We start from the raw sequence: 25,544 nt of genomic DNA on the forward strand, positions 1-25,544 counted from the left end.
CTCGACCGCGTGGAGCTGGTGCTTCATGTGGTCCGTCGTGCAACTCTTTGCTAGAGAGGATGGTTCGGCAGTGGGACGCACTTGCAGGTATGGAAGTCGAGCGCGGTCATTCAATGCAATAGCGCACAGCGAGCCGAGGACGAGCACGGCTAGCAGGGGGCATCCCGGCATTGCAGACCGCGATGCTCGGTATGGTCGTCGGCTACTTGATCAGCGACTACCGTCACGCATCCCCTTCCTCCCGACGAAGGCGAGGCGCAGAATCCGAGACATGGATCCACTGGTGGTGCGGGCCCGACCCACGATCCATTCTCGCAGTTCAGCTATCGCTATCGTGATCTCTCCGACGAGACTTCTCGCGCGGCCATGTTTGGCCAACACCGACCATGGTGGCGCGTTCACGGGCCGATGAACGCCTTGCCCGCAGCGCCGTCGTCCAGCGCACGATCCCGGGTACGGGAAGCGGCACCGTGCGTCCGCGCAGCCCTCGAGCTCTTCCGCAGCATCGTGATGAGATGCCCTGTCTGGCAAGAAGACTACTGTAGATGCGTGGACAGCAGAGACCGGTTGATTACGTTGGGGAAGAATCTACGACCTCAGTATGGTCGGCGATCTCGCTGGTTGCGCTCGACGGTGGCGACGTCCCGGCAATTGCGCTCCATCGTTGCCAGGCTCAGCGACGGCACGGCGGTCGCGGGCCCGTGGCCCCACAGCCGGGTGGCCTTGCGGCGGTAGCCCCAGCCGAAGGTGTGGAGAAGTACGAAACGTGGAACGGCCGGGATCACGTGCAGGATCACCTCGCGCCCCTCCGGGTCGAGACCGTCGATGATCCAAGGCCCTTCGGCACCGAGTTCCCGGAAGCCCTTCGGTTTGACGAAGAACTCCTGTTCGATGGTGAGGTACTCGGCGGTGGTCATCGTGGCGGCGACGACCGGCATCATGTCGAGTTCCTCGCGCCGCAGGTGAGGGAGCAGAACCGCCTCGAGCGCGGTCAGCGCGTCGAGCAGCTGTGTCCGTGACGTTTCGTTCGCGCGGTACGCCCGGGCGGCATCCTCGAGGGCGCTGATCGCGGGAGCGATGCGTTTGTGGTCAGCATCCATCTGGTCGAGCAGCGTGCTCGCGGACGGGTTTCGTGCGCGGATGAACGGCCACAGCCCGGTGTCCTCGGCAATGTGATGCAGATGCAGCACATGCATCAGCCAGAGCACGTGCGCGGCGAGCTGTCGGCGACGTTTCCGGTCCGGATAGGGCGGTGCCTCGAGGGCGATGCGGGATCGCTGTGAACGATCCCCATGCTTCGAGTGTCGGCGGGCTCATGCAGGTTGGTCCCCATGGCCCTCTCCTTCCGTGGTTTCTTCGGGGTGAGGAGAAGGTGCTTTCCTGATCGCGCTAAATTAGGTTCAATCAGGTTGTACTCAAAAGTATGGGAGCGGTCATGGTCGAAGTCAAGAGGCGCTACGACGCCTCCGGCCGACGACAGCAGGCCCGCACACGCCGGCGAGCCGTGGTACTGGCCGCAAAGGAATTGTTCGAGCGAGACGGCTTCCGGGCCACCACCCTCGCGGCCGTCGCCGAGCGGGCAGATGTCTCGGTGAAAGGTCTCTACAAGAGCTTCGGCAGCAAGGCAGCGCTCGCGAAGGCGGTGTTCGATCTCGTGATCGCGGGTGACGACGAACCGGAGCGGGTCGTCGACCGTCCAGAGCAGCAGGCGATGTTCACCGAGCCGGACGTGCGCCGCAAGATCGAGATGTTCATTCACGGACTGGCGCAGCGACAGGAGCGCTCGGCGAAGGTGCAGATTCTCATCCGCGACGGCCGACACGTGGACGACTCGCTCGTCCCGGTCTGGCGACAACTGAGCGACGAAGGACTGACCGGGATGACGATCGTCGGGCGTCACTTCCTGGACACCGGCCAACTTCGGCCGGGCGTCGAACTCGACGAGGTGCGCGACGTGCTGTGGAACTACCTCGCGATCGATACCTACGAACGACTCGTGCTCGAGCGGGAATGGACGCCCGACAGGTACGCGAGCTGGCTGACACGAACCGTCATCGCCGCCCTCTGCCCGTAGGTCGGGCGCACCCCACGGGCGTCCATAGAGCGGTGCGTGACGATCTCTCATCACTCCCCTCACGTGTCACTGCTGATTCGCGCTTCTCACGACGGCAGTGCGTGGTCGTTGTGACTGCAACGACCGGACGAACGAGACGAGCTTGGGCCACTCATCAGACCTCAGCCTCGAGAGCTGGTCTGCTCCCAAGGCGAGTCGTATCCCGGAATGTCAAGTCTCGACCCGACGGGATACGGCTCGCACCATCCACGTTAAACCACGCCCAGACTGACCTCAATAGCCAGCTCGGGGGCGGTTTCTCGACGTTCGGTCTGGGAGATTCGCCGTGTTGGCGGCGGCATTGCATGGTCTCGTGATCGCCGGGCTCTGCGCGGGTGTCGTCGACGTCGTTGCACACCACGGAGACCCGCTCGACTCCGTCTGAGCCGGTGCGCCCATGCAGGCCCTCGCGAATGTCGACAACACTTGTCGCGTGTGCGGGGACGAGCGCCCTTGGGTGTGGAATTGCACCCAGGGTCGATTTCTCCATCCCCGGGGTCAGTCGCGCATCCGGCGCTGCGGCGGGTGCTGGACGATCAACCCGCGGTCCTGACCGATCTGCTCCGCCGCGCTGGCGCCGAGGCCCGATGTGAGCCGATCTACGGTGACTGCGCCCACTCCCGCCGTCCCCGTCCCAGTCGACAGCGGACGGCTAACGGCTAACGGCTAACGGCTAACGGTGAACTCGGCACCCCCGACCAGCAGGCGGGTCCGGCGAGGCGGCTGCGGTCGACCCGAGGACCACAGCCGGAGCTCTACCTACAGAAGCGACGGTCCGATAGCAGGACGGGGACCACAGCGCGGCTCCAGTGCGCCGCGGATACCAGGCGCTCTTGACCGGGCCGCGACCACGCGGGCGTCATCGACTACCGCAGCCCGGCGGCCCAGGACACGATCGCCGACTCTCGCCGCCGCACCCGAACCGACGCCGAGGTGGTGGATCGGGTCCGGTTCCGGGAACGCCGCCGGCGGTGCGGCCGCCGGCAGCATCGACACGTTTCGAGAGCGGCAGCGCACGTCGATCCGTGGCGTTATCGGCCACGGCTTTCCCGAAAAACTGCATGTAACTTGAATTCTCATGAAGAACTCCGAGACATTCACGATCAATCCAATGGATGCCGCAACCTGATCGCCGGGTCGGTGGCGAGGTACGCTGCTGCAAGTTCTGCGATTGCTGCCGTAACCGGCTCGAATGCCGGGCGCAACACAGTTGAGACAAAGTACGAGGGTGACTTTCTTGCGCTCGAGAAGATCACAATAGTCAATTAACCGATTCGAGATTCGATGGAATAGGATATAGGAGTAAAGGAAGGATGACGACTTCCGGAAGCGACGCGATATTCGAGACACTCTTGGAATCGGCCAAGCGCCTCTCATTCGATTCGCGGGACCCGCTGGTTTGCCAACCCGATTCAGACGGCGCCGAACTGCACGGGATGACACCCGAATGGTCGCCTCTCTTCGGCACCGCTACATGGGACTCCATGACAGAGCCCGAACGCGTCCGCCTCACCAGAAGCGAGGTCGCACAGTTCCTGGGCGTCGGAATCTGGCTGGAGGTGGGATTGCAGGTGGCATTGCTGCGGGCCTGCCACAGTGCTGACCCCGCCCGCCCGGACGTCAAGTTCCTGTTCAACGAATGCGCCGACGAGAACCTGCATTCGTTGATGTTCGTCAACGTCATCGACAGCATCGGATCGCACTTCTATAGACGCGACCGCTCACTGGACTTCTTCGGATGGCTTTTCAGGACCATCGCGTGGGAGGAGGTGACGTACGGAATCGTACTGGCGGGAGAAGAGATCTTCGACGTCATGCAACGCGACTGGATGGCGAGCGAAGACGTCGCCGCGCCCATCCGCAGGGCCTGCTATATCCACGTTGTCGAGGAAGCCCGGCACATGGCGTACGCGCGTCAACAAATCCGCACTCGGTTGACCAAGATTTCGCGCGTCCGACGGTTTATTAGCACCCTGATCATCGCGATGGGAACACATCTCATCGCGAAGAGCCTGATCAATCGTCGAATGTACGAGGACCTCGGCATGGATTGGAAGATTGTGGGACCGGAAATCGCCGCAAACGAACACCATCGGATAATGTTCCGCAGGGCCGCAGAACCGTTTATCGAATTCCTGAGTAAAGAAGGGCTGCTGAATTTCGGCGCGCGATGGATCTACCGAAAATCGAATCTTCTCTGAACAAGCAGGAGTCGTTGTGACCCACGTTGTCCTGGGGCATTGCTGTAAGGATGCCTCGTGCGTGCGAGTGTGCCCGCAGAACTGCATTCATCCCGCCCCCGGCGAAGCGGGTTTCGAGTCGGCCGAAACGTTGTTCATCGACCCGCGCTCGTGCATCGATTGCACCGCATGCGTCGAGGCCTGCCCCGCGTCTGCCATCAAACCCGAGTGGACATTGACCATCACCGAACGGCCCTACGCGGCCCGCAACGCAGAATACTTCGAGCAGACTCCCGCCAAGTCCCGACCCCGTGCGCGGCGGATCCGCTTCGAGCAACCACTGGGCAGGCCCAGCGACAGGCTGAAGATCGCCGTCGTCGGATCCGGGCCGGCGGCGATGTACACCGTTCGCGAACTCCTTCGGCGATCGACCTCGGTACGCATCACCGTCATCGAACAGCACGGCGAAATCGGGGGCCTGCTGCGCCGAGGCGTCTCCCGGGACCACGTCGGCGTTCGTGACATGATCCGGCTCTTCGACGTGCCCTTCAACGACGATCGCGTCACGATCATCCACAACACAGAAGTCGGTGTGGATGTCTCGGTCGACGACCTCCGGGCCAGATTCGACGCCATCGTGCTAGCGTGTGGCGCCTCACAACCGCGCAGACTCGGACCCACGACTGCGGATCCCGGCGACGGTGTCTATGAGGCCATCGACATTCTGGTGGCCGAGAACTGTGGAGTATCCGGCTTTCGACCCCGCGGGCCGCTGGGACCGCGATCCCTCGTGATCGGGGCGGGGAACGTCGCCTTCGATGTCATCCGATGGATGGCCAAGACACGCGACCAAGGTGCCGCGGCCCAACCGGTGACGGAGGTGGTCGTGTTGTCGCGATCGGCCCCCGAACGCGCGTCCTTCACGCCGTCGGCGTTATACGAGCTTCTGGACCTCGAGAACACCGAGGTGCTGATCGACCGCTCCGGCCGCCCGCCGGGCGCCGGTGCAGACGCCCCGCTGCAACGTGCCATTTCCGCCCTGCCCACGGCCGATATCTGCGCGGCAGACGGACCGACCGCCACCGAAGCAGGCAGGCTACGCGTGGTGTTGTCTTTCGGACAAGAGGTGACCGATCTCGGGAAGACAGTGGCCGGCGGCGTCGCGGTCACCACGACGACCGGTCGGACGTTCCTCGCGGACTCCGCGATACGCGCCACCGGATTCACGACCAAGCAGATCGACGGCATCCCCGTGGACGAGCGAGGGGTCGTGCCCAACCGCCGAGGACGAGTGATCTCCATCGAGACAGGCGAACCGCTCGACGGACTGTATGTCGTCGGCTGGGCGAAACGAGGCGCCTCCGGCGGCGTCGGCGATAACCGCAGCTGCGCCACGGGAACCGTGACACAACTCGCCGCAGACCTGCACGCGCGGGTGTGACGCCCGCGCCCCCACTCCAGTCAGTGTGCGACCGCGTCACCTTTCGGACGCGGTAGATCGCACCCCGTGGTTAGCCGCCGGCCGACCTACAGGACCAACTCCATGAACACCGCCGCTGACTCGAGCCCGGCGCTCCCCGCTTCCGACACGGCGAACGGCGGCGTCTCCACAAATCCCTCGGACCGATACAACGCATGCGCCGCCGTCATGAAACGAAGCGACTCGAGACGAACCGTGACAAACCCCTCCTTGCGTGCATCATCGAGCAGCCGCCCCACCAGCGCCCGCGCCACACCGCCGCTTCGAACAACGGGACGAACATAGACCCGTTTGAGCTCGGCGGTGACATCATCGACCGGCTTGAGCATGGCGATTCCAACGATCGCATCTTGGCTTCGAACCACCAACAATCGGCCCCGGGGCCCGATGATCGTCGGTAGCTCCGCCATGAACGCACGGTGCATCCGATCTGCGGAATCCGCCCGCACAGGGCGACCGAGCATCCCGGCCAATCGCTCACCGGCCCAACCCCAGTACTCCTGAACCAACGGCTCGACATCAACGGCGGCGCCGAGATCCGTTACGTACTCGAGCCGCCACTGCTCCGGTCCCTCGGAACCCGCAGCGCAGGAGGGACGCTCGTCCGGCGATGCACCTGTCATCGCGGTCACCTTTCCCGTCACCGAACCGAAGACGGCTCACACCCCACCATTCCACCACCACGTTGTTCCGAACCGGCGCCGAATGCACGTCGAGGACCGAAAGGCTAAGCGCCCGCACTTTCCAGTTCATGTGAGACCACTCGCAGACCGTCGGCAACGATCAACTTGCGGCCAGGGAACGTGTCCAGGAGATTGACCGCAAGACCAGTCGTCATCACACAGTGTCCGCGCTCGCCGATCGCGGAACCCTCGCCGGTTACGGATCGGTGAGAGATCGTTCAAACGAGGCTGGTATGGGCGCACGGAATCCGGCGGCCGTCACTCATGGCGACGACAACGGCCGGCTTGTCACGCCAAGGTGACCGCAGCACCGCGAGAACGAATCCGTCATCGGCGACATCCACAACACATCCACCGAGGGAACTGGCCACTGAAATGCTCCGCGCACCGCTGGCGGCGAAACCACTGACAGTGATCGATGATCAGTGACGCGCCCGCCCTCGTGTCGCCAGTAGATGCCCACGCACAGTCATGGGCGGCCCGGCCGACACACGATCAAGTCGACCTCAACGCTCGACTCCTGCGCCCACTGTCCCCGAACTGATCGCCGCGTTGGCCGGGTACTTCACGTCTGCACCAACTGCGCGGATGGACTTCGTTCGCGAATTGGGCATTCGATCGACGAGGCGCGCACTGTGTCCGAAAGGCCAATGCCCCGCCCACACAGATCGGAACAGATCAGAACAGCCAGTCCGGGGAGAAGCTGCCAAAGAACTGTCTGCAGGCCCAGCGCTATATGCCGGCCGAAGCCGAGCAGGCCGCGATCGCCGGGTCACTGATCCGCGTCGACCACGACAACTGCGGAGAATTCGTATACGCATCAACCGAAGATCTTCCCGACATCGCAGTCCTCCGGCAAGCACACCCGATCCAGGCGGCTCGAACTCTGGCTCGGGCGCCAACCTTCAGCACGCGCCACCGTTCAGGTCCCCAGCGCGGGCGCATCCACCGATGCAGGGTGTGCGGAATCTTCCGGGTTCACCGGTTTACGCACGAAGGCGCATGCGGCGATCAGCACGAATGAGAGGATCCCGGCGACAACAAAGACCATTCGCACCCCCTCGGCGATGGCGTCCGGTGAGTCGTGGGGGTGACCGGATCGTGAGGCTACGACCGTCATTACAGTGACGAACAGTGCCGTACCGGCGGCTCCGGCCACCTGCTGGAACGTGCCCACCACTGCGGAGCCGTGCGCATACAGGTGAGCGGCCACCGATCCCAATCCCGACGTCATCAGCGGTGTGAAGGTCGCCGCCAGGCCGAGGCACAGCGCCATGTTCGACAACAACAGCCACCACAATGAGGTGGACGTGTTCAACGTCGTCAACATCCACACTCCGATGCTGACGAGGATCGAGCCGGGGATGACCAGCACGAGAGGACCGCGCCGGTCGTAGACCCGGCCCACGATCGGACCCGCCAGACCCATCAGAAGGCCGCCGGGCAGTGTGATGAGACCGGTTTCGAACGGATCGAGGTGAATCACCGACTGCGCGAAGTAGGGAACGATGATGAAGGTGCCCATCATCGTTGCCATGCCGACCAGCATCGCGACGACCGAGATGCTGAACTGGCGGTATCCGAACACGCGCAGGTCCAGCAGGGCGCGGTCCTCGCGTTGCAGCCGGAACTGTCGGGCGAGGAACCCGGACATCGCGGCCGCACCGATGAGGAACGGCACCCACACGGGGATCGTCGGGGATTTCTGGGCCGATTCGCCGATGCTCACCAGGCCGTACACCAGGCCACCGAATCCGAGTACCGCCAGGGGGATCGACAGAATGTCGATGCCGGCCTTCGTCGTCTCGGATACCGAAACAACGAATCGTGCGCCGAGGACCAATGTGGCCAACGCGATGGGGGCAACGAATCCGAAGATCCAACGCCACCCGAAGTGGTCGAGAATGAAACCGGACAGGGTGGGGCCGAGAGCAGGCGCAACCGCGATGACAATGGAGATGTTGCCCATCATCGCACCGCGACGGGCGGGCGGCACCAGCGTCATGATCGTCGTCATCAGCAGCGGCAGCATGAGGGCTGTCCCGGAGGCCTGCACGATGCGGGCGAACAGCAGCACACCGAAGCCTGGTGCGGCGAACGCGATCAGCGTTCCCGCCGTGAACAGCGACATGGCGAGCACGAACAGGGTGCGCGTGGGGATGCGTTGGATGAGATAGCCGGTGAGCGGGATGATCACCGCCATCGTGAGCATGAATGCGGTCGTCAGCCACTGCCCCACGCTGGGATGTACGCCCAATTCGACCTGGAGGACCGGGATGGCGATGCTCATCACCGTCTCGTTGAGGATCACCACGAAGCTGGCCACCAACAGGACACCGATCACCTGGAGGTGTCGGCGTTCGATTCGGTCGTCGGCTCTCGCCTCGTCGTTCACGAGGCCAGTGGGTTCGGTCACGGTGGACCTTTCGGATGGTGGGAGCTGGGGACGTCCCGGCGAACGACGGAACAGAAGCAGGTCAGCCACTGAATCTACCGACCGCCGGTTCTGCCGCCAATTGTTTTTCCGTGCGTATTACGGGCGACGCGGGGGCCGGCCGCACAGCGCAGCGGCAGCTGACACTGGTGGCCCCGCTCGCTGGTCTCGCTTGTACAAATGAACCACGCCAGCATCTCCTTTCCGAGCGCACCAGGATCGGAAACTTCGAACCCCGACTCGACGCGGGACGCCCCTTCTCCGACATCCCCCTCGTCGGCGGCCGCGGGTGGAATGGCCCCTGGCGTGGCGGCAGGCCCAGCCCACCCCGATCAACCCCCAACCACCGTCGAGACCCGCGCAAGTAACGGACAAAACAGACATCGCCGCGGGTCAAGTGAGAACGGGTATGGGTGAAGAATGGAAGCTCTGCGACTACCTGAGTGCCCGACCGCCCTATATGTGGACGATAGTGGTCGCATTGCACGCCAGAGCGAATCGAGGTTCGACCGATGTTCACCGGACTGTCCGCCTTCCCCCTTACGCCCATGAGCGAGACGGAAATCGACGAGTCCGCGTTCTCCGGAATTGTCTCGCGCCTGGCTGACGCGGGGGTCGATTCCATCAGCGCCCTCGGGTCCACCGGCAGTTACGCCTACCTGACCAGAGAAGAGCGCAAGCGAGTCGCACAGCTCGCCGTGGCCGCAGCGGGCACCACACCAGTCATGATCGGTATCGGCTCGCTGCGCACCGCACACGTCCGCGCCCTCGCCGAAGACGCACAAGATGCCGGCGCCGACGCGGTGCTGCTGGCACCGGTGTCCTACCAACAACTGACCGCAGAGGAAGTGTTCGGCCTCTACGAAGCGGTGACGCGTGAACTGTCCGTGCCGCTGTGCATCTACGACAATCCCGGTACCACCCACTTCACGTTCACCGATGAACTGCACGGCCGCATCGCCGAACTTCCGAAGATCGGATCGATCAAGATTCCCGGTGTCCCCGTCGACCCCGCCGAGGCAGCCGGTCGAGTGAAATCCCTCCGATCTCAGATCCCGTCGACGGTCACGATCGGTGTCAGCGGAGACGCCTTCGCCGCGACCGGCCTCAACGCCGGCTGCGACGTTTGGTACAGCGTGCTTGCCGGGGTGCTGCCCAAGCCGTGCCTGGCACTTACCCGCGCATCTCAGAACGACGACCGGAATACTGCCACCGCGCTGTCGAATCGACTCGAACCCATCTGGGAATTGTTCCGCGCCCATGGAAGCCTCCGCGTGGTATCCGCCATCGCCGAACACCTCGGCCTCGTCGAATCACCCAATCTCCCCCAGCCGGTATGCGGTCTCGCCGAGGCCGCACGTTCAAGGGTCGCCACCGCGCTCGAGCAGGTCGACGATCTCCAGTGACCCCCGGCGAGGCATACATCGTCGCAACCGAACCTCGGATCCGACATCGCGGCACCTGCCGAAAGTGTTGCTGACGACAGCGTCGACCTGTTCCGGTGTCGCAGTTCCATCCCTCGACGATCGCCAATGCCTCCTTGTAGAGCGCGAACTGCAGACGGTTGGCGACGAAGCCGGGGGCATCGGCGACCCGTCATGCCCCCTCGGTCAAGTCCATCCCAACATGTAGCGTACGCTATCTATTCGTGCACTACTTATATGCGAGTACATACAGCCCTGCCGCTACTGCCGGTCATCGAAACAAGTCAAGCGTGCACAGACCGGACAAGACACCTACTCACAAGTGAGGACATGGTGAATGGGGCAGTCCAACAGCACCTTCTACGACGAGATTTGGCGCTCGAGGGCGGTCGAGCAATATTCTCGAGCGGTTACGGAGTTGCACTGCGGTGTTCAAAGTATTAGAGAACGAGCCCCGGCAGATGGGGGCCTTGGATCGTGCGTTGGCCTCGCTGGACTGGCCCGTTCAGGCTGCACAGCGTGAGTTGCTTGCGCCGGGTGAACGAGTCGCGCGGGTGCATGACTCTGCCGGGTTCTCCTACATTTCTGCAGGAACTGCAGCACTCCGAGTAGGCCAAGAACGAAGCGAACTTTCCGCCGGTGACCTAGTCATCTACCCCCGGGCGCACCGAGCTGAGATCCGCGCCAGGCGCGAGTGCAACGTTATCAACGCATGGTTTCTGCCGTCGGGTGGCTCAGCTCAGACTCTCGGCACTTTCCCCAACACTCTGTTGGTGAGGGAGTTCTCTGTACGTGAACCAAATATGGCGATGCTCATCGAGGGGATGCTCAGCGGACAAGCCAACGCTTCCGATTTCAATCGTGCAGGTGATGCGGTGGTGTGCAGCCTCATTTCCACCACCATCGTCTCGTCCGCAATCCGGCTTTGGGCGGAGCTCGGCTGCGCTCCCGAGCGGTGGCTGCACCAGGTGTCGGACCCGTTCATTGCTCGCGCGCTCGATGCGATCCACGAGAGTCCCGGGGATCCGTGGACCGTGCAGAACCTGGCGCAGGTGGCAACCATGTCTCGATCAGCCTTCGCGGTGCGCTTCACCACTCTGGTAGGTCAAACCCCGGCATCATATTTGACTGACGTTCGGATGGAGACCAGTAAAACGCTTTTGATCCGTGACGGGCTGAGCATCGCAGAAACCGCCCACCGCCTCGGGTACGAATCTGAGGCCGGTTTCCGGCGCGCGTTTCGACGGCACACCGGGTCCGCGCCCGCTGCCTGGCGCGGACAACAGCGGTCCCTCCTACTTCCTGCCGTCTAGGTCCGTCGATGCGTTCGAGCTTCCTGCTGTTGTCGTCCTGGCCATTCGGAATAGGGTTCCACCAACGAGAGAAGCAAGTGCGGCGGCAATCAATGTCATCTGGACTCCGGCGTTATCGGCAACCACGCCACCGAGTCCCGCTCCCAGAGTGATCGCAATCTGGAATCCGGTCACGATCAGCCCGCCTACGGATTCCATCCGATCCTGAGCGAGCCGCCCGATCCAGGTGCTGACCACCAGCAACCAAGCCCCAAATCCAACACCCCATGCTGTCGCGCCTACCCCCACGGCCCAGAACTGTCCAGGGAAGAACGCCACTGTAGCGATGCCGAAGCCGATGAGTGCAGGCACCACCAGACGCATCAGGTTCAGGTGCTTGTCCACGAGCAGCCCGACGACGACGTTTCCGGCAAGGCCTCCAATACCGAACGCCGCCAACAACCCCGCGATTCCGCCCGCGCCGATGCCGGGCACCTGCTCGAATGCCAACCGAATATAGGTGAACGCGGCGAAGTGGCCAAGGACGGTGAGCACATGCCCTGTCAGACCCAGCGACAGGCCGGGCACCTTGAGGGTGTCTGCCAACTCACGGAATCCCGTGGTGGTGGCAGGGGCGATTGCCGGCAACACGGTGCGCAGCAAGATAGCGACCAGCACCGACACTACGGCTACACCGACAAATACCGCGCGCCAATCAAACACGGAGCCAAGGTAGACACCCAGCGGCACTCCGCCGACCGTGGCCACGGTGGTGCCACCGTTCACGAGCATGAGGCCACGGCCCAGGCGTTCCGGTGCCACCAGCTGGGAGACGATCGCCAGCGACATTGCCCAGAATCCGCTGATCGCGGCCCCAAGGATCAACCGGGCGACGAGCAACAGCACGAGATTGGGTGAGATGGCGACCAGAATATTGGACACCGCAGCGGTCAGAGCAACCCCAGTCAGAAGCGTTCGCCGGTCCAGCCGGGGAAACATCATGCCAACAACGGGGGCCACCAAAAACCCCATGAACGCCGTCGCGGTAACCGTCTGTCCCGCCTGACCCTCAGTGATGTCAAGTGAGGCTGCCATCTGGGTCAGCAGACTGGGCGGAAGAAATTCAGCGAGCACCAGCGTAAAACTGGTGGCCATGAGGATAAGCACCCCCGCCCACCCAGCGCGCTCGGAGCGGCGCGGGGAGAGGATTTCAGGCGCGATGTTTGTTGTCATCCTTTGATCGTTCAAAGAATGCGTTAGAAAAACGGGACCAATCGTCCACACAACAAAGCCAAACGTCCACACAATTTTCGCGACCACCGCCGCCCTCGCGCCCGCACCCCTCGCCGCCGTTGCGCTGGACTCCGGGCTCCAGGAACGACTCTCAGATGCATGCACGCTTCCAGCGGACGCCTACCTGTCCCCCGAGGTCCTCGATTGGGAGCGTAAGCGGCTCATCGAATGTGAGGGGGTCTGAATCCACCGGTTTCCAGCAAGCTCCGGGCGATGTAGTTGGTGAGGTTGCGGAAGCCCAGGACGGAGGTGCTCGAGGCGCCCGTTGATCGCTTCGGCCGAGGTCTGTCAGATGTGCAGTGCAGGGATAACTTCCATCCTGGAAGACCTCCATACCTACTCGCCGACACCCCCGACTGCGACGAGCCGATGAACGTCGCCGATCAGTAACCTAGACGTACTGATTGAGGACGTTGATCGAAGGCGACGGACGGCTCTTAGTGGTGCCGTTGGGGTGCACCCACCGCGACAGATGTGTCGCAGGCGTGGGGCCCACTTGGATGTGCCGAGGTAACGATCACTTCGTTGATCCGACGTTTTTGCGCCGGTTGGCATTGAAGCGCGCCTTCTTCTGACGATTCCCGCACGTGTTCATGTCACACCATTTGCGGGAGCGACTTTGGCTGGTGTCGAAGAAGGCGGCTTGGCAGGTTGGCGATGCGCACAAGGCCAATTTCCCGTCTCGTTCGCCTGCGATGATGCTGATCGCGTCAGCGGCGATCACACTGAGGGCGTCTTCCACGCAGGACGCCGAGCTGAGCCGCCATTGACGATTGCCCTCGGGCGTCAGGATTGCCGCGGCCCGACCCTGAACGCTGCAGTCATTGATGACTTGGACAGCAGATCCGGGGAGAGCGTCCTGGATCGCGGCCGCTGTCGCGGCGGCGTGAATCGACTCCCTCAGTTCCCGAGCGAGTTCGAGCTGAGCGGTGGTGCAGGAGTCCACAGCGAGGCCGTTCACTGCCAGCCAGTCGACGAGTCGGTGCGGCGTGGGAATGCGCTCCACAGCGTCGCCACGACGCTCCGTCAGAGTCGCCGTGAAGCTGGTCGCTAGCACGTTACCGAGGCGAAAGTCAGGGAACTCGGCACGCATGGAACCACCTTAGCAGGTTGCGCACAGACATGAAGACATGTTAGAACCGTCTTAGACGGTTCTCGATAGGTTGTAGCCGGTTCCGCGATGGCCAGGAGGTCTCATGCCCCGTCCAACCAGCGACGTGCAAGCATTTGAAGCCCACGCACCTGACGCTGACCTCGACGATCTTCGCGCGCGATTAGCCGCGGCGCGGCTACCGGAGGCCGAGACGGTCTATCGCGCCGCGCCCGACCCGTGCCGATGGGATCAGGGCGTTCCTCTCGCCGACCTCGTCGATGTCGTGAACTACTGGCGCACCGGGTACGACTGGCGGTCGTTCGAAGAGCGCCTCAACCGTATCGGCCAGTTCCGCACGACAATTGATGATCTGGGAATCCACTTCCTGCACCACCGATCCGCGCGCGCAGATGCCACTCCTCTGATCGTGACGCACGGGTGGCCGGGCAGCATTGCTGAGTTCATCGATGTGGTAGACGAGCTGGCAGATCCGAAAGATGCAGACGCGCCGGCGTTCCACGTCGTGGTTCCATCGCTACCAGGCTTTGGATACAGCGACAAGCCGGCCACCACCGGGTGGGGAACCGAAAAGATCGCGGCCGCATGGGTGGAACTGATGGGAAGGCTCGGCTACAGCAAGTTCGCAGCCCACGGTGGCGACTGGGGAGGGAATATCACCACGGTTCTCGGCGGCAGGTTCCCGGCGCACGTTCTCGGCATCCACACAACATTCGCGGAGGGACCGCCCGGGTTGACAACGGACGGGCTGACGGCGGTCGAGCGCAAGTGGACCGAGGAAACCCACGATTTCTGGCGCCACCGCGCGGCGTACGCGAAGCAGCAGGCGACCCGACCGCAGACCATCGGCTACTCGCTCGTCGACTCACCGGTCGGGCTTCTTGCCTGGATTCTTGACAAGTTCGCCGAGTGGACAGATACCGAAGACAGCCCGTTCGAGACGCTGTCCAGAGACCGCGTTCTTGACGACGTCACCATGTACTGGCTGACGCGGACCGGCGCATCATCGGCCCGCATTTACTACGAAAGCCACAACTCGCTGGACCCCGAACTTCGGGTCGACGTCCCGTCGGCAATCACTATGTATCCCCGCGACATCGAGAAGTGTCCGCGCCCCTGGGCACAGGAGCGGTACCGACAGATCGTCCGATGGAGGTCACCCGAAACCGGGGGACATTTCCCGTCGCTGGAGGTTCCCGAGTATTTCGTCAAGGACCTACAAGAGGGCCTCGCGGCGGTGCTGGCCGCTAATCGGTGAACGCGGCTGGGTGCGGGCATTCGATGACCGCCTGATCCGGCTCGAGGCGTTGCCCGACCTCGACGCCTCCCGCCAACACCCTTAACTGCGAAGAGCCGCGTAAGCGGCTAGTGGAGTCAGCTTGGGTCTGCGTGACCAGCGCGCCGTCCGGGTCGGGACCCAAGGCATCCTGCTGACCCGCGACGGTGCCGGCACGCTCCACGCACTTCTACAAACGCGTGCCGACACCGGGGGGCACGAGCTGTTGACAGTGGACTCGTGCACCAACAAGAGGGTGGAGCACTGCCCCAACCACGCGTGGGTCTGTGAACTCGACGGCGAGCTCCGCTCCACGAACCCGCGTGTCTCGATCTGGCGGATCAGGGGCTTCCGACGCAGCCGTCCGAGAGTGGTGGCCGCGAGATCGGTAGAGTGCGAGTCGATCGAGGGCGGCAAAAGGCCGCCTGGCGGCGTCGGAGACGGTCTGGCTCGCGGATCTCCGAGACGCGGACATGGTTCTGCTCGACATCCCCTCGGTCCAGGCCACGTGCGGCACGCGTTCCTGCACAGGGTGCGCCCCGAGTCAGGCGTGGAGCTGGTCCGGATGGCAATCGATAATTCGGACCAGCCCACAGTTGTGCGGACTGATCACCATGCGGCTCGGTCACTGCGGGTCTACGACGCCTCCCCAGCGCTCCGCCCGTCACTTCGATATCGAGGTACGGGTCCGCTGTCAGCACGCGGTGATGCAATATTGCACATCCCCATTGCAGGTTAGGTGATTCCCCGGCCTCCCCTACCCGGGCACACTCGAGATCGTCCCCGCCAGAAGCTTCTGCGCGAAGCGAAGAGATTCCCGGGGTCTATCCCATGGGCTCGTCCGAGTCGACGCCACCTGCCGGCAACGGCTCGGACCGCGCGTGGAACGTCGGTTACCACACCCGCTAGGAGTACAGATGAGCAAGATCGCTTTCCTCGGCCTCGGAAACATGGGCTTGGGTATGGCCACGAATCTGGTGCGCAACGGCCACACGGTCGTCGGATTCGACCCCTCCCCGGCGGCGATGGAGAAGGCGGAATCACGCGGAATAGGCTCTGCTGCATCTCTTGTGGATGCAGCAGAGAGTGCCGACGTGATCATCACCATGCTGCCCAGCGGTAAGCACGTACTCGACGTCTATGCCGACCTGGTCCCGGCCGCAGCGCAGGGAACCCTCTTTCTCGACTGCTCGACGATCGATGTCGCCGACGCGCGGGCAGCCGCTGAACTGGCCGTCGGCGCCGGGCATCGGGCGGTGGACGCCCCGGTGTCCGGGGGAACCGTGGCCGCCGACGGCGGGACCCTCACGTTCATGGTCGGTGGCCCGGCCGACGCGGTGGACCAGGCGAGCTCGCTCCTGGACGCCATGGGAGCCCGAATCGTCCGATGCGGCGACTCCGGAGCGGGTCAGGCTGCGAAAATCTGCAACAACATGATCCTGGGGATCTCCATGATCGCAGTCAGCGAGGCTTTCGCGCTGGGTGCGAAGCTGGGCCTGACCGACCAGGCACTGTTCGACGTCTCGTCGACCGCGTCCGGTCAGTGCTGGGCGTTGACCACGAACTGCCCGGTTCCCGGACCGGTTCCCACCAGCCCGGCCAACCGCGACTACGCCGGCGGATTCGCGAGCGCGTTGATGCTCAAGGACCTTCGACTCGCGCAGGCCGCCGCGGCGGAGAACGGTGTCGAGACGGCGCTCGGACGGCGCGCCACCGAACTCTACGAACAGTTCGTCGCTCATGACGGCCCGGGTCGTGATTTCTCGGCGATCGTGACGGCGATCCGCGCCGGTGCATACGACGCACAGGCACATCAGTCGTAGCCCTCCCACGTAGACCTCGCCCCGTGCCGCGGCACCGGGTGTGAGGCTGCTCGATGTGAAAGGAATTCGTTATGCGCATCATCCTGACAGGGCCGCCGGGAGCCGGTAAAGGCACTCAGGCGCAGTTGCTTTCGTCGGCATTGCAGCTCCCCCACATCTCGACTGGTGACCTGTTCCGCTCCCATATCGCGCAGGGCACGGAACTCGGGCAGACGGCGAAATCGTTCCTCGACGCCGGCGAACTGGTCCCGGACGAGGTCACCATCGGGATGGTGGCGGAGCGCCTCGCCGGCGCCGACACGGCCACGGGATTCATTCTGGACGGCTTCCCCCGCACCGTGGCTCAGGCGACCGCGCTCGATGAGCTCCTCGGCCGGCAACTGAGCCAGATCGATGCCGTCCTGGATTTCTCGATAGCGGACGATGCAGTCGTCGAACGGATGCTGGCCCGTGGCCGCGCCGACGACACCGAGGACGTCATTCGTCGACGTCTGCGGGTCTATCACGACGAGACCCGACCGCTGCTCGACTACTACTCGCCGTTTCTTCTGTCCGTCGATGCGGAAGGTGAGGTCGACGAGGTCTACGCCCACGCGAACGGCGCGCTGTCCGAGCGCGGAAGCGTCGCTCCGTCCACCTGAACGCTGTTCCCTGCACCCCAGCAGAGCCATCCGTATATCAAGGAGATTCCGATATGACCTCCACACAAACCTCACTCGCTGAGCTCCACATTCCCGAGGCCCGCGACTACCCCATGTTCGTCGACGGGGCCTGGGTGGACGCCAGTTCCGGTCAGTGGAGTGAGGTGACCACCCCGATTCTGCGTGAGCACGTGATCGGCCGTGTCCCTTCCTCGAGCACCGAGGACGTCGATCGCGCGGTGCGAGCGGCGCAGAAGGCCTTCCCTCGGTGGCGGTCTCAGCACTTCACGGCGCGAGGCCGGATCCTGAGCCAGATCGCCGATGCCATCGACGCGCGGGCCGAGGAACTCGCCCGTCTCACCGCCCTCGATACCGGCAACGCGCTGCGCACCCAGGCGCGTCCCGAGGTCGCCACCCTGGCGAACCTGTTCCGGTACTTCGCCGGTGTCGCCGGCGAGATCAAGGGCACGGTTCTGCCCGCCGGTGACGATCAGCTCCAGTACTCACGGCAGGAGCCGCTCGGCGTCATCGGATGCATCCTGCCTTGGAACTCCCCGCTGATGATCGCCGGATTCAAGATCCCTGCCGCCCTCGTCGCGGGAAACACCGTCGTGGTCAAGGCTGCCGAGGCGGCCCCGCTGAGCGTGTTGCTGCTTGCCGAGATCTGCGCCGAGTTCCTGCCCGCCGGTGTCCTCAACGTCATCACCGGATCCGGCAGGGTCGCCGGCGAAGCGCTGGTCCAGCACCCCGACGTCGACAAGATCTCCTTCACCGGCTCGACCGAGGTGGGGCGTCATGTTGCCCGCGAGGCCGGTGGCCGTCTCGCACATGTCTCCCTCGAACTCGGCGGCAAGAATCCCTCGATCGTTTTCCCCGACGTGGACATCGACGAAGACTTCATCAATCAACTGCTGCTGTCGACCCGGGTACACCGGCAGGGACAGAGCTGCACGGCCGGTTCCCGGTTGTTCCTGCACCAGGACATCTACGACGAGGTCCTCGACCGGCTGGTGAACACGTTGGCCGACCTGAAGGTCGGGAACCCGCTGGATGAGTCCACGGACATGGGCGCCATCATCAACGAGACGCAGTTCGCCTCCGTCTGCGGATTCCTCGACGACGGTCTGAGTTCGACCCAGGTTGCCACCGTCCTCGACGGCTCCCCCGCCAAGGTTCCGAACTCCGACGGCTACTACATGGGACCGACTGTATTCTCCGGTGCCGACAACTCCTGGCGCCTGTCCCGGGAGGAAATCTTCGGACCCGCGCTCGTCGCGATCCCGTGGAACGACCACTCCGACGTCATCGCGATGGCCAACGACTCGCACTACGGCCTGGCCGCCTACGTGTGGACACATAACCTCGATCTGGCACTGTCCACCGCCCACGCCCTCGAAACCGGGTGGGTGCAGGTCAACCAGGGCGGAGGCCAGATGGTCGGCCAGTCCTACGGCGGATACAAGCAGAGTGGCCTCGGCCGCGAAGTGTCGCTCGAGGGCATGATCGCCGGTTTCACCCAGACCAAGCAGGTCAACGTGCGCCTGCGCACACTCTGAGAAGGGAGCACACCATGACTGTCGGACCCTTGGGCGACATCCTCGTGCTCGACCTCTCGCGGGCGCTGGCGGGGCCCATCGCCGCGATGATGCTCGGTGACCTCGGTGCCCGCGTGATCAAGGTCGAAGCCCCGGGCACCGGCGACGACTCCCGCACCTGGGGGCCGCCGTTCGTCGGGCCGGCCGACGACCCGCAGTCGTCGTACTTCATGTCGGCGAACCGGAACAAGGAATCGATCGTCCTCGACCTCAAATCCGAGCACGGCAAGGATGCGCTGCGTCGGCTGATCCGGCGGGCGGACGTGCTCATCGAGAACCTGCGGCCTGGCGCATTCGATCGGCTGGGCTTTCCCGCCGACGTGCTCGAGGAGCTCAACCCGCGGCTGATCACGTTGTCGATCACCGGCTTCGGGCATGACGGGCCGGAGGGATCCCGCGCCGGCTACGACCAGATCGCCCAGGGTGAGGCCGGGCTGATGTCGGTGACCGGAGACCCCGACGGGGAGCCGACGCGGATCGGGATCCCGATCGCCGACGTCCTCGCCGGCGTCCACGGAACCGCCGGGGTGTCGGCCGCACTGGCGTCGAGGGAGAAGACGGGCAAGGGCATGGTGGTGCGGACGTCCCTGTTGGCCGCGGCGATCAGCGCCCACACCTTCCAGGGCACCAAGTGGACGGTCGGTGGACAGGTCGCGCAGCGGTCCGGCAATCACCACCCGCAAATCGCACCGTACGGAAGCTTCCGCTGCGCCGACGGATACGTTCAGATCGCGGTCGGCAGCGAGGCGATCTGGGAAAAGTTCGCCCCGGTGGCCGGTCTGTCGGCTCAGGATCCGCGGTTCGCGGTCAACCGGGACCGGGTCGCGGCGCGGGAGGCGTTGATCGCCGCGATCGAGGCCGATTTCGCCGACCGCACGCGGGTCGATGTCCTCGCCGCGCTCGAGGCCGCGGGTGTTCCGGCGGGGTCGATCCGCACCATCGACGAGGTCTACGAGTGGGAGCAGACCCGCAGCCAGGGGCTGCTGGTGCAGGTCGAGCACCCGGTGGTGGGGCCGGTGCAGTTGCCGGGTCCGTCCTTGCGGATGGAAACGGCCGACGGTGCGTCGCTGGTGCGGTCCGCGCATGCTGCACCGCCGGTGCTCGGACAGCACACCGAACAGATTCTCGACTGGCTCGACTCGGTCGACGCCACCGATCCGCTCGATGCGATGGTGCCCGCGCAGGCATGAAGTCGGTGCGAGTCCGACTGGCGCACCGGTCAGCGGCGTTGCAGGAGTCTGCGTCCTGCGGCGCCGCCCCGGGTGCGCCCGGCAACTACACGGTGGGGACCAGTTCGTCTCGCCGACTGCGTGCCTCTTCCTGAATCGCCTGCCGGACTGCCTGGACCGCCGGATTGGTGAGGCTTTCGCGGCGCGCGGCCAGGGAGAAGGCGAGCCGGACGTCGACGGCATCGGGCAAGATCCTGCGCAGGTCGGCGTGCTGGTCCGCCATGAACGCCGGCAGCAGTCCGATGCCGCCGCCGGATCGCGTGGCTGCGACATGAGCGAAGATGTTGGTGGACATGAACTTTGCCGCGACACCGGGCAGGTGCCGGTTCAAGTCGAGATCCCCGACCTGCAGCAAGGAGTCGACGAAGAAGACCAGCGGGTGCGCTGTCAGCTCGTCCAGACTGCCGGGTTCGCCGTGCGCGCGAAAGTACTCCTCGCTGCCGTACAACCCGAGCGAGTACTGGCAAACACGTTCGGAGACCAGCCGACTGGTGATCGGTGTGCCCACCGCGACCGCGAGGTCGAACCCTGATTGGTAGAGATTCAATTGCCTTGTATCGGTGATCAACTCGACGACAAGGTGCGGGTGACTCATTCGCAGCTTGGCCAGTGCGGGAGCGACGAACAACGATCCGAATCCGTCCGGAGCGGTGATCCGGATGGTCCCCCGGAGTGGATTCTCACTGATACCGAGGACCACGTCAGCGGCTTCCTGAACGGCTTCCTCGATCTGTCGCGCCTTCTCCGCGATCGATCGGCCGACATCGGTCAGCTCCCATCCGTCGGCACTACGCTGCAGCAGACGGACACCCAGGGCCTTCTCGAGCGCACGCACACGCCGCGAGACAGTGGTGTGGTCGACGCCCAGGTCCAGCGCCGCGGATCGGCGGCGACCGGTTCGCGCCACGGCGAGCAAGTACCGAAGGTCATCCGAGCGGATGTTGCGGACGTCGATCACGGTGTGCCTCCCGGCAGGTCGGCCACCGCGGGGTGGTCTCCGCCCGGTGCGGCGGTCGATGCACGTCGGGTCGCGGAGAGGAGCTGGTGCAGATCGTCGTGGAGACGGCGCATTACCTGCGGGTCCACGAGGGCGAGGGCGTCGAGGGCCCGGGTCGCCGAGATAGCCACCTCGCGACCCTTGTCGGTGATCGTGACGAGGGTCGAGCGGCGATCGGCACGATTGATCGTCCGTACGGCCAACCCGGAACCTTCGAGTCCTTCGATCAGCGTTCCGATGGTGGTGGGATGCCTGTCCAGGGCGCGGACGATCCGCACCATGGGCAGCGGGGCGTTCGCGGCGACCATCATGGCCAAGACCTCGTACCGGGCGAAGGACAGCCCGAGTGGACGCAACGTGGAGTTGAGTTGATGGCCGATCAGCTTCTGGGTTTGCAGTACGGCGGCGATCAGCGATGCATACGGCGCCACGGAGTCGGCGGCCGGCGCCGAGTGGGGTGGTTGCGCAGTGGCCACCTGAAGCCTCCTAGTTGTCCGGAATGGGCATCGAATGAACGCCCCGAGTGGGTATTTCGCGAAACCCGTATTCGACACGGGACCGTGACGGCACTTCCCGTGTCGAAGGGTTTCTGATTTCGGAGTGGGTCACACCCACTGGCAATTTACCTGGATGTCCAACTATAGTACTTCCAACTTCCCCGATCTGAAAGGGTCGATTCATATGTTCACCTTGACTGATGACGAGCGGGCGATCAGCGACACTGCCCGCGACTTCGCGGCCGAGCATCTCGCGCCTCACGCCGTGGAATGGGATCAGGCCAAGCATTTCCCCGTGGATGTCCTGCGTAAGGCGGCGTCGTTGGGGATGGGTGGGATCTACATCCGTGAGGACGTGGGGGGATCCGAGCTCACTCGTGTCGATGCGGCCCGGATCTTCGAGCAGCTCGCGAAGGGGTGCCCGTCGATCGCCGCCTACATCTCGATCCACAACATGGTGACGTGGATGATCGACCGGTTCGGCACCGACGAGCAGCGCCGTGCGTGGGTGCCGGGGCTGTGTTCGATGGATCAGCTCGGCAGTTACTGCCTGACCGAGCCGGGTGCCGGTTCGGATGCGGCGGCGTTGAGTACCCGGGCGGTCCGCGACGGCGACGACTACGTGCTCAACGGGGTCAAGCAGTTCATCTCCGGTGCCGGCACCTCGGAGGTGTATGTGGTGATGGCCCGCACCGGGGAGGGTGGGCCCCGCGGGATTTCGGCGTTCATCGTCCCGAAGGGTTCGCCGGGTCTGTCGTTCGGGCCGAACGAGGTGAAGATGGGCTGGAACGCCCAGCCCACCCGTCAGGTGATCTTCGAGGACGTGCGGGTGCCGGCGGGCAACCTGCTCGGTTCCGAGGGTGGTGGGTTCCGGATCGCGATGGCGGGCCTGAACGGGGGCCGGCTCAACATCGCGGCGTGTTCGGTGGGCGGCGCGCAGACCGCGTTGGAGCGGGCCGTCGCCTACCTGGCGGACCGGAAGGCGTTCGGTGCGCCGTTGCTCGACTCGCAGGCCCTGCAGTTCCAGCTCGCCGACATGCGCACCGAACTGGAGGCGGCCCGCACCCTGCTGTGGCGGGCGGCGGCCGCGCTCGAGGACGGCGCTCCGGACGTCGTCGAGCTGTGTGCGATGGCCAAGCGCTTCGCCACCGACACCGGTTTCGAGGTGGCCAACCGGGCGCTGCAGCTGCACGGCGGGTACGGCTATCTTGCGGAGTACGGAATCGAGAAGATCGTCCGCGACCTGCGGGTCCACCAGATCCTCGAGGGCAGCAACGAGATCATGCGGGTGGTCATCGCCCGCAGCGTCATCGGAAACAGAGGAGCGGTATGACCGACGCGGTACCCACGGAACCGGAAGTTCTGATCACCACGAGCGGCGGGCTGGGCCGGATCGTGCTCAATCGGCCCCGGGCGATCAACGCCCTCAATCATGCGATGGTGCGGCAGATCGCGGCGGCGTTGGCCGAGTGGTCCGGCGACGACGCGGTGCGGGCGGTGGTGATCACCGGTGCCGGTGAGCGTGGCCTGTGCGCCGGCGGCGACATCGTCTCGATCTACCACGACGCGAAGGACGGGGGCACCGGTTCGCGGGAGTTCTGGCGCGAGGAGTACCTCCTCAACGCGGCCATCGCGAACTACGGCAAGCCGTATGTGGCGATCATGGACGGCATCGTGATGGGCGGCGGCGTCGGGGTGTCGGCGCACGGCAGCGTGCGGATCGTCACCGAGCGGTCGATGATCGGCATGCCCGAGACCGGGATCGGTTTCGTCCCCGATGTCGGGGGCACCTACCTGCTCGCCCGCACCCCGGGTGAGCTGGGCACGCACATCGCCCTGACCACCGCCCGGCTCGGTGCCGGCGACGCGATCGCCTGCGGGTTCGCCGACCACTTCATCCCGTCCGGGAAGATCGAGCGGTTCCTCGACGCACTGTCGACCACGCCGGTTCAGGAGGCGCTCGCACAGTTCACCGAACCGGCTCCCGCCTCGGAACTGCTGGCGCAGCGGGGCTGGATCGACGCCGCGTACTCGGCGAACAGTGTCGCCGACATCGTCGCGCGGCTGCAGGCCAGCGGGGTGCCCGAGGCTCAGAAGGCGGCCGAGCAGGTGCGGGCGAAGTCGCCGACCGCGTGCGCGGTCACCCTGACATCGCTGCGCCGCGCCCGGCGGGCCGGCAGCCTCGAGGAAGTCCTCAACGACGAATTCCGGGTGTCCGTCGCCTGCCTGAACTCACCCGACCTCGTCGAGGGCATCCGCGCGCAGGTCGTGGACAAGGACCGCAACCCGCAATGGTCGCCCGCCACCATCGAGGAGGTCGACGAAGCGCAGGTCGACGCGTTCTTCGCCCCACTCGGCGACCTCGAACTCGGGCTCACCCCACCCACCACAACCGGAGAAGACCAGTGACCGACTACGACACCATCCTCCTCGACCGCAAAGGTCGGGTCGGAATCATCACCCTCAACCGCCCGAAAGCGCTCAACGCGTTGAACACCCAGCTTCTACGCGAACTCGTCACCGCCGTCGAAGAACTCGACACCGACAGCGACATCGGGGCCATCCTCGTCACCGGCTCCGACCGCGCCTTCGCCGCCGGCGCCGACATCAAAGAAATGCAAACCAAGTCGTACATGGACGTCTACCTGGACGACTTCTTCTCCATCGGCGACCGCATCGCCGCCGCACGCAAACCCATCATCGCCGCAGTCGCGGGATACGCCCTCGGCGGCGGCTGTGAGCTGGCAATGATGTGCGACATCCTTCTCGCCGCGGACACCGCCAAGTTCGGTCAGCCCGAGATCAAGCTCGGCGTCATCCCCGGCATCGGCGGCTCACAACGCCTCACCCGCGCCGTCGGTAAGGCGAAGGCGATGGAGCTGTGCCTGACCGGCCGCACCATGGACGCCGAGGAGGCCGAACGCGCCGGACTCGTGTCCCGGATCGTCCCCGCCGCCGACCTGTTCGACGAAGCACTGCAGACCGCCACCACTGTCGCCGAGATGTCACTGCCCGTCGCGATGATGGCGAAGGAAGCAGTCAACCGGGCATTCGAGACCACCCTCACCGAAGGGATCCGCTTCGAACGGCGGGTCTTCCACTCCACCTTCGCCACCGAGGACCAGAAGGAAGGCATGGCCGCGTTCGTGGAGAAGCGCACGCCTGCGTTCACACACCGCTAAGCGCCACAGTGGATAATCGCCCCGCACCGGACTCCGGTGCGGGGCGACCCATTCGTCACGAGCTCCGAGTCGGAGGACCACAATTGCCCCGCCTCGTGCCGCCCCTGCCGACAGACCTCGTGCTCGCGATCTCTGCACAGTTGCGAGGGGGTCCGCTTGCCCCTGCGCCGGTTTCGGTTGGCGCTGAGCTGGAGGCAGATCCGGACGAACGGGACGACGCGTGGTGACCACGCAACTGCCGACAGCTACCGTGACTCCCGACGGACAAATCCACAGTTTCAGCAGATGCACCTG

Annotated in this window: 20 protein-coding genes; 13 read left to right on the forward strand and 7 right to left on the reverse strand. The window is 64.6% G+C overall.

Annotated elements, in window-relative coordinates; genetic code table 11:
- Positions 1-596: 596 nt before the first annotated feature.
- Positions 597-1,196: a hemerythrin domain-containing protein gene (locus JVH1_RS00995; RefSeq protein WP_009480366.1), complete on the reverse strand. Its 600-nt coding sequence runs from the start codon at positions 1,194-1,196 to the stop codon at positions 597-599.
- Positions 1,197-1,435: 239 nt separating this feature from the next.
- On the opposite strand from JVH1_RS00995, the gene JVH1_RS01000 reads away from it, so the two are divergent.
- The 3 genes from JVH1_RS01000 to JVH1_RS01010 all read left to right on the forward strand — a co-directional run bounded on the left by JVH1_RS01000 (position 1,436) and on the right by JVH1_RS01010 (position 5,734).
- Complete coding sequence (locus JVH1_RS01000) at positions 1,436-2,074, forward strand: TetR/AcrR family transcriptional regulator (protein WP_043782765.1); 639 nt, start codon at positions 1,436-1,438, stop codon at positions 2,072-2,074.
- 1,352 nt (positions 2,075-3,426) lie between these two features.
- Entirely contained in the window at positions 3,427-4,314 is an 888-nt protein-coding gene (locus JVH1_RS01005; protein ID WP_009480361.1) for a diiron oxygenase, read from the forward strand.
- A 16-nt stretch (positions 4,315-4,330) separates the two neighbouring features.
- On the forward strand, positions 4,331-5,734 hold the full coding sequence (locus tag JVH1_RS01010) for an FAD-dependent oxidoreductase (protein ID WP_043782713.1): 1,404 nt from the start codon (positions 4,331-4,333) through the stop codon (positions 5,732-5,734).
- Positions 5,735-5,820: 86 nt separating this feature from the next.
- Here the strand turns inward: JVH1_RS01010 and JVH1_RS01015 are convergent, their stop codons facing one another.
- The gene (locus JVH1_RS01015) at positions 5,821-6,396 is read right to left on the reverse strand and encodes a GNAT family N-acetyltransferase (RefSeq protein ID WP_043782764.1); all 576 of its coding nucleotides are present in this window, start codon (positions 6,394-6,396) and stop codon (positions 5,821-5,823) included.
- A 982-nt stretch (positions 6,397-7,378) separates the two neighbouring features.
- Entirely contained in the window at positions 7,379-8,872 is a 1,494-nt protein-coding gene (locus tag JVH1_RS01020) for an MDR family MFS transporter (protein ID WP_009480355.1), read from the reverse strand.
- 530 nt (positions 8,873-9,402) lie between these two features.
- On the opposite strand from JVH1_RS01020, the gene JVH1_RS01025 reads away from it, so the two are divergent.
- Both JVH1_RS01025 and JVH1_RS01030 read left to right on the forward strand, forming a co-directional pair.
- Positions 9,403-10,296 (forward strand): dihydrodipicolinate synthase family protein, encoded by an 894-nt coding sequence (locus JVH1_RS01025; protein WP_009480354.1) that lies wholly within the window; start codon positions 9,403-9,405, stop codon positions 10,294-10,296.
- 821 nt (positions 10,297-11,117) lie between these two features.
- On the forward strand, positions 11,118-11,627 hold the full coding sequence (locus tag JVH1_RS01030; RefSeq protein WP_009480352.1) for a helix-turn-helix transcriptional regulator: 510 nt from the start codon (positions 11,118-11,120) through the stop codon (positions 11,625-11,627).
- On the opposite strand, the gene JVH1_RS01035 is transcribed toward JVH1_RS01030, so the two are convergent.
- A complete protein-coding gene (locus JVH1_RS01035) occupies positions 11,610-12,839 on the reverse strand; it encodes an MFS transporter (RefSeq protein ID WP_043782709.1) in 1,230 nt (409 codons plus the stop codon). The two genes, JVH1_RS01030 and JVH1_RS01035, sit on opposite strands and share 18 nt — an antisense overlap.
- A gap of 577 nt (positions 12,840-13,416) precedes the next feature.
- Entirely contained in the window at positions 13,417-13,992 is a 576-nt protein-coding gene (locus JVH1_RS01040; protein WP_011598808.1) for an ABATE domain-containing protein, read from the reverse strand.
- A gap of 103 nt (positions 13,993-14,095) precedes the next feature.
- Here JVH1_RS01040 and JVH1_RS01045 point away from each other — a divergent pair, with 103 nt between their 5' ends.
- The 5 genes from JVH1_RS01045 (at position 14,096) to JVH1_RS01065 (ending at position 20,535) form a co-directional block, all read left to right on the forward strand.
- On the forward strand, positions 14,096-15,268 hold the full coding sequence (locus tag JVH1_RS01045) for an epoxide hydrolase family protein (protein WP_009480348.1): 1,173 nt from the start codon (positions 14,096-14,098) through the stop codon (positions 15,266-15,268).
- Between the two features lie 899 nt (positions 15,269-16,167).
- A complete protein-coding gene (gene mmsB, locus JVH1_RS01050) occupies positions 16,168-17,109 on the forward strand; it encodes a 3-hydroxyisobutyrate dehydrogenase (RefSeq protein WP_337461815.1) in 942 nt (313 codons plus the stop codon).
- Between the two features lie 71 nt (positions 17,110-17,180).
- Positions 17,181-17,750, forward strand: a complete 570-nt coding sequence (locus JVH1_RS01055; protein ID WP_009480346.1) for an adenylate kinase — start codon at positions 17,181-17,183, stop codon at positions 17,748-17,750.
- 53 nt (positions 17,751-17,803) lie between these two features.
- On the forward strand, positions 17,804-19,306 hold the full coding sequence (locus tag JVH1_RS01060; RefSeq protein ID WP_009480345.1) for an aldehyde dehydrogenase family protein: 1,503 nt from the start codon (positions 17,804-17,806) through the stop codon (positions 19,304-19,306).
- Positions 19,307-19,320: 14 nt separating this feature from the next.
- Positions 19,321-20,535, forward strand: a complete 1,215-nt coding sequence (locus tag JVH1_RS01065; protein WP_009480344.1) for a CaiB/BaiF CoA-transferase family protein — start codon at positions 19,321-19,323, stop codon at positions 20,533-20,535.
- An 85-nt stretch (positions 20,536-20,620) separates the two neighbouring features.
- Here the strand turns inward: JVH1_RS01065 and JVH1_RS01070 are convergent, their stop codons facing one another.
- Together JVH1_RS01070 and JVH1_RS01075 are read right to left on the reverse strand one after the other, a co-directional pair.
- The gene (locus JVH1_RS01070) at positions 20,621-21,532 is read right to left on the reverse strand and encodes a LysR family transcriptional regulator (RefSeq protein ID WP_009480343.1); all 912 of its coding nucleotides are present in this window, start codon (positions 21,530-21,532) and stop codon (positions 20,621-20,623) included.
- A complete protein-coding gene (locus JVH1_RS01075; protein WP_009480342.1) occupies positions 21,529-22,047 on the reverse strand; it encodes a MarR family winged helix-turn-helix transcriptional regulator in 519 nt (172 codons plus the stop codon). Before JVH1_RS01075 ends, JVH1_RS01070 begins: the two co-directional genes overlap by 4 nt.
- Positions 22,048-22,252: 205 nt before the next feature.
- Between JVH1_RS01075 and JVH1_RS01080 the strand changes: the two genes are divergently transcribed.
- Genes JVH1_RS01080 through JVH1_RS01090 form a run of 3 tightly spaced genes read left to right on the forward strand, consistent with a single transcriptional unit; the run spans position 22,253 to position 25,250 of the window.
- The gene (locus tag JVH1_RS01080) at positions 22,253-23,401 is read left to right on the forward strand and encodes an isobutyryl-CoA dehydrogenase (RefSeq protein ID WP_016880287.1); all 1,149 of its coding nucleotides are present in this window, start codon (positions 22,253-22,255) and stop codon (positions 23,399-23,401) included.
- The gene (locus tag JVH1_RS01085) at positions 23,398-24,477 is read left to right on the forward strand and encodes an enoyl-CoA hydratase/isomerase family protein (protein WP_371112927.1); all 1,080 of its coding nucleotides are present in this window, start codon (positions 23,398-23,400) and stop codon (positions 24,475-24,477) included. Before JVH1_RS01080 ends, JVH1_RS01085 begins: the two co-directional genes overlap by 4 nt.
- Entirely contained in the window at positions 24,474-25,250 is a 777-nt protein-coding gene (locus JVH1_RS01090) for an enoyl-CoA hydratase (RefSeq protein ID WP_009480294.1), read from the forward strand. The genes JVH1_RS01085 and JVH1_RS01090 overlap by 4 nt, the downstream gene beginning before the upstream one ends.
- The last annotated feature ends 294 nt before the right edge of the window (positions 25,251-25,544 follow it).

The sequence above is a fragment of the Rhodococcus sp. JVH1 genome, assembly GCF_000280725.2.
GTDB lineage: Bacteria > Actinomycetota > Actinomycetes > Mycobacteriales > Mycobacteriaceae > Rhodococcus_F > Rhodococcus_F jostii_A.